This is a genomic window from Vibrio sp. 1978, assembly GCF_033344345.1.
Window position 1 is genome coordinate 1 of sequence record NZ_JAWPOP010000398.1, and the last position, 743, is coordinate 743.

Annotated in this window: 1 protein-coding gene; it reads left to right on the forward strand. The window is 54.5% G+C overall.

Annotated features, from left to right (window positions below):
* Positions 1 to 688, forward strand: a 688-nt coding sequence (locus R8N49_RS26845) for a S49 family peptidase (protein ID WP_318190416.1), incomplete at its 5' end; no start/stop codon positions are given.
* Between the last annotated feature and the right edge of the window lie 55 nt (positions 689 to 743).

A 743-nucleotide genomic window follows, 5' to 3' on the forward strand; every position in this document is an offset into this window, starting at 1 on the left:
CCTTATCCCGTCCATCCAAGCTGCATTCGACAACCCGACCTCACAAGCTATCGTGCTTCGCATAAACAGCCCTGGCGGTAGCCCGGTTCAAGCAGGACGGATTTATGACGAAGTGAAGGCGCAGCGAGCCCTTCATCCGGAGAAAAAGGTCTACGCCATCATTGATGACATCGGTGCCTCTGGCGGTTACTACATCGCCTCTGCTGCGGATGAAATCTATGCTGACCGCGCCAGCCTTGTCGGTTCTATCGGCGTCATCAGCTCGGGGTTTGGATTCACCGGCTTGATGGACAAGCTCGGCATCGAGCGCCGGGCTATCACTTCCGGAGAGCACAAAGCGCTTCTCGACCCATTCTCCCCTCTTACCTCTGACATGAAGAAATTCTGGGAGGGCGTTCTATCGAAAACCCACCAGCAGTTCATCGAACGAGTGAAGGCTGGGCGGGGTGATCGACTGAAAGACGACCCAGAGGTGTTTTCTGGATTGCTCTGGAACGGGGAGCAGGCCAAAGACATTGGGCTGATTGATGGCCTGGGTAGTTTGAACTCCGTGGCGCGAGACGTCATCCACCAGAGCAACTTGGTGGACTACACACCAACCGAAGACATCATCCGGCGACTGACCCAACGAGCGAAGCTCGAAGCCAGTTCCTTCGTGCAAGAACTCAGCGCTGTGAAAGTTTACTGATAGGAGCAGTTTGACATGACAGAACAAAGTACCAAATCACTACGTCTCGGGGTTT